The organism is Synechocystis sp. LEGE 06083 (assembly GCF_015207725.1).
GTDB classification, from domain to species: Bacteria; Cyanobacteriota; Cyanobacteriia; order Cyanobacteriales; family Microcystaceae; genus Synechocystis; species Synechocystis salina.
This window is the reverse complement of sequence record NZ_JADEWJ010000280.1, coordinates 1-4,841: the sequence shown is the minus strand read 5'-3', so window position 1 is coordinate 4,841 and position 4,841 is coordinate 1. Positions and strand designations below refer to the sequence as shown.

Below are 4,841 nucleotides of genomic sequence, written 5' to 3'. Positions count from 1 at the left end.
GTATAGGACCAATCGGGCTGGGCCAGTTTTGCCCCCTGCCAGACCACGCAGGGGCCTGGTAAATCCTTGGTAGCCTTGAGGTATATTTCCCGCAGAGTCACTTCATCCACTGGCGGGAGGGGTTTATAAATAGGCTCCTCCCCCTCCTGGCTATCCCCCTCGGAGCCGTCATTTTCATCGGGCAAGCGGGGCAGGTCAAAATGTAGCACCGGCAATAAACTTTCCTCAAGGAAGAGGGATAACTTTTGGGTCAGGGCAATAATTCCCCGCAAAAAGTGGGTTTCATCGCTGTGGGTTTCTTCCCCGCTCCAGTCGAACCAACTGAGTTTGTTATCTTGGCAATAGCCGTTATTGTTACCCTTTTGGGTGCGCCCCACCGGGTCTCCCATCAATAACATTGGTGTGCCCTGGGAGAAGAAAAGAATGGTAAGAAAATTTTTAATCTGTCGCAGTCGCAGTTGGTTAATTTCAGGATCATCGGTTTCCCCTTCCACGCCGCAGTTCCAACTAAAGTTGTCATTGGCGCCGTCGCAATTATTCTCTCCGTTGGCTTCATTGTGTTTTTCGTTGTAGGAAACCAAGTCGTAAATAGTAAAACCGTCGTGACAGGTGACAAAATTAATACTGCGGTTAATGTCCGTATCTTGACGATGGTAAATGTCAGGACTACCCAGTAAGCGGCTAGCTAGGAGGGGTACAGTGCCATTATCTCCTTTGACAAAACGGCGTACATCGTCCCGAAAGGGGCCATTCCATTCCGCAAACCAGTCCGCCAATTCCACAAATTTCCCCACGCTATACAGACCGGCCGCATCCCAGGCTTCGGCAATTAATTTCGTGCCAGCCAAAATGGGATCGGATTCGATCGCCCAGATAACGTTAGCGGTGGCAATGGCACTGTCATGGAGGGGCACTCCTTTGGTATCTCGCACCAGTACCGAAGCGAGGTCGAAACGGAAACCATCCACGTGCATTTCTGAAACCCAATAACGGAGGGAATCAAGAATTAGACCGCCGACGATGGGGTGATTGGCTTTGATGCTATTGCCGCAACCACTGTAGTTGCTGTAGGAACTCTTGTCTTCATCAAGAATATAGTACACCCTGTTGTCAATGCCCCGGAAGGAAAGGGTCGGGCCATTTTCGTTGCCCTCTGCCGTATGGTTAAACACCACATCTAAAATTACCTCTATGCCCGCTTTGTGCAGGGCTTTGACCATATCCCGAAATTCGTCCACCACTTCCAGGGGATCATCGGCGGCACTGTAGCCCTGGTGGGGAGCAAAAAAGCCGATGGTGCTATAACCCCAATAGTTGGTCAGCCCCGGTTGGGCGTCTTCAGGGTCAAAATAATGCACCGGCAATAATTCCACCGCTGTAATACCCAGTTCCTTGAGGTAGGGAATTTTTTCAATTAAGCCCGCATAGGTGCCCCGTTTGTTTTCACTGAGCCCGGAATTGGGGTTGCGGGTAAAGCCCCCCACGTGGAGTTCGTAGATAATGCTGGCGGCGTAGGGCGTGCGGGGAGCATGGTCATCTTCCCAGTCGTACACACTGGTGTCCACCACCACACTGCGTAGGGCCTGGGCACAGTTATCTCCGGGAACCATGGCCGCTTGGCGGTCGTAAATATCCTTACCGGCGATCGCCTTGGCGTAGGGATCGAGCAAAACTTTATCAGGATCGAAGCGGTGGCCCTTTTCTGGCTCGTGGGGGCCATCAATGCGGTAAGCGTAAACCTGTCCTGCCTTTAAACCCGCTACAAAAATGTGCCAGTAGTAGAAAGTCCGGTTCTGCCCTCGATGGAGCTCAATGGTGCGGGCCGGGGCCGGATCATTAGGGCGATCAAACAACAATAGCGTCACCTTTTCCGCATGCTTGGAAAACAGGCAGAAATTGACCCCATCGGCATAAACCGTTGCCCCCAACGGAAAGGTTTGGCCAAGGCGGACATCGGTGGACAGGTTGGGAACAGGTATCAACTGTGGCACGGGCAATTCCAAAAATTGTTCAGACTCTTTCCTTTAAAGCTAGCAAACCTTTGGAAAAGGGAAACAATTCCGATCGCCATGGCCAGATGGAACTGTTCTTTCCCTAGGGGCAGGAAGTTGGGCTAGAACCGCCAGGAAAAAGTGAGAAGTTAAAACTTCTGGGGTAATGGGCTCTTACCATTCCTCACCCTAGCCCCGGTGGCAAAGGTTCCCCACAAATTAAATGCACTTCCTTGATGCGCTCAAACAACCAAGGTACGGACTCTCGATAAGCAGGCAACAGTGCCAAGGGACTAAGCAAAGCGGCGGCGGTTAAATCTGCCACGGTCAACTGATCACCGCAAAGATAGGGGCGATCCTGCCAACCAGCTAGCACCTGGAAAGCTAAGTCTAATCGTTTTTTGGCCAGGGCAACGGTGGTGTTATTGATGTTGTACTGGCGACGGACAATTTGAATAACTATCTGACTGGCAAAGGACGGGTCAATGGCCTTGCCGGCCGCAGCCCGGTAGTCGTAATAAACAAACCGGGTTGCCGTACCAATGCTTTCATCCAGCCAATCTTCTAACCATGCTGCCCTCAATCTCTGTTCAGCATCTGGGGGAAATAAACGGCGATCGGGGGAGATTTCCTCTAAAAAACGGAAAATTTCGCTGGAATCACTGATATATTCCGGTTGCCCTGGGAGTTCTGGACAAAGCACCGGCACCGTAGTAGCACCGGTCTTGGGTTTAAGTTGCAGGGCATGGACACCGGGGGTTAAATTTTTAACTCGGTAAACCATGCCCTTATAACCCAGGGCCAGCCTGGCTTTGCGGCAATAGTGGGAAGTGCTGAATTGGAGCAACAACATCCTATGTAGCCAATGTGCGACGCTTCATGGTCATTTCATAGGCTTCGATGATGTCTCCCTCTTTCCAATCATTGAACTTGCTACAGCCAATACCGCATTCATAGCCGGCATTAACTTCCCGCACGTCCTCCTTAATCCGTTTAAGGGAATCAATGTTGCCTTCAAACACCACTTGGTCACCCCGACGCACCCGTAGGTTACGGTTCCGGATAATTTTGCCCGACTGGACGTAACAACCGGCAATGTTGCCCCGACCCACAGGGAAGACCGCCCGCACTTCCGCCGTTCCCAGGGAAGATTCAATTTCTTCGGGATCCAATAGACCTTCCATTGCCCCTTGGATGTCATCCAGAAGCTTATAGATAATGTCGTATTCCCGAATGTCCACCCCTTCCTGGTCGGCCGCTTGACGGGCCCCACTGGCCAAGGTGGTGTTGAAACCAATGATAATTGCTCCACTGGCGGCGGCTAAGTCCACATCGGTTTCCGTTACCTCTCCAGGGGATGCCAACAGAACCCGGATCTGTACTTCCCCTTGGGGTAATTGCTCCAAGGAACCCAAAATCGCCCCCACCGAACCTTGAACGTCCGCTTTGAGGATGATATTCAATTCCTTCAGTTCTCCTTCCTGGGCCTGGGCAGAAATACTGCTGAGGGTCACCTTGCGGGAAGACATGGCCTGTTGCAAACGGGTTTGACGGTCTTCCATGGCCCGGGTTTCGGCCTGGAGACGGGCATCCTTTTCATTGGTGAAGACTTCAAACTCATCCCCAGCGGCGGGCACATCCCCCAGACCAAGGATTTCCACGGCGAAGGAAGGACTGGCTTCTTCCACCTTGTCACCCCGGTCGTCGATCATGGCTCGAATTTTGCCGTACACAGCCCCTACCACAATGGCATCCCCAACCCGGAGAGTACCATTTTGGATCAAGAGGGTGGCCACAGGGCCCCTGGTGCGGTCTAGGTGAGCTTCGATTACCGTACCTTTGGCTTGACGTTGGGGGTTAGCCACCAACTCTTCTACTTCCGACACCAACAGAATCATTTCCAACAAGCCATCTAGGTTATCGCCGTTGAGGGCACTGACGGGCACCATGATGGTGTCTCCACCCCATTCTTCGGCCAGGAGACCAAGCTCGGACAACTCCTGTTTAATGCGGTCGGGATTAGCTTCGGGCTTATCAACTTTGTTGATGGCCACAATCAGAGGCACGCCGGCGGCCTTGGCATGGCTAATGGCCTCTTTGGTTTGGGGTTGCACACCGTCATCGGCTGCCACCACCAGAATGGCAATGTCCGTAACCTTAGCTCCCCGGGCCCGCATGGCGGTAAAGGCTTCGTGGCCAGGAGTATCGAGGAAGACAATCTGTTCGGTTTTGTCGTTGTGCTCTACTTCGACGTGGTAAGCACCAATGTGCTGGGTAATGCCCCCTGCTTCCCCTTGGGCTACTTTGGTTTTGCGAATGGAGTCCAACAGGGTAGTTTTACCGTGGTCTACGTGACCCATGATGGTAACCACAGGGGGACGACGCACCAGGTTATCCAGATCCGCTTCGTCGAGCATTTCTGTGGTTTTAGCAGCGGCGGCCACTTTTTCGGGGGTTTCCACCGCTACTTCAAAGGATTCGGCCACCATGCGGGCGGTTTCTTCGTCCAGGGTTTGGGTAATTTGTACCGCTACCCCTTTGAGGAAGAGCCGTTTGATAATGTCCGTTTCAGAAACTTTTAACAGATCCGCCAGATCCCGGACAGTTAAGCTCCGGTCCAACATGATCACTTCTGGTTTTTGCACCACTTCCTTCCGGTCGCGGCGATCGCCACGGTTACGGGAACTGCTGCTGCTACCACTGCCGGCCTCGGACTTGAGGGTCGGCTTTTTAACCTTGGCCACAGTGGGGGTGCTAGGTTTAGCCACCAAGGATTTTGGTTTGGGAGGACGGGCAATGGAAAGACTAACGAGGGTGGGTTTGGGACCATTATCCCCATCTATATCCAGG

Annotated in this window: 3 protein-coding genes; all 3 read right to left on the bottom strand. The window is 52.7% G+C overall.

Features of this window, described 5'->3' with window-relative positions:
- A partial coding sequence (gene glgX / locus IQ219_RS16755; protein ID WP_368667626.1) for a glycogen debranching protein GlgX occupies positions 1 to 1,991 on the bottom strand: 1,991 nt, incomplete at its 3' end.
- A gap of 184 nt (positions 1,992 to 2,175) precedes the next feature.
- On the bottom strand, positions 2,176 to 2,844 hold the full coding sequence (locus IQ219_RS16750) for a glutathione S-transferase family protein (protein ID WP_194073358.1): 669 nt from the start codon (positions 2,842 to 2,844) through the stop codon (positions 2,176 to 2,178).
- A gap of 1 nt (position 2,845) precedes the next feature.
- A partial coding sequence (infB, locus tag IQ219_RS16745) for a translation initiation factor IF-2 (RefSeq protein WP_194073357.1) occupies positions 2,846 to 4,841 on the bottom strand: 1,996 nt, incomplete at its 5' end.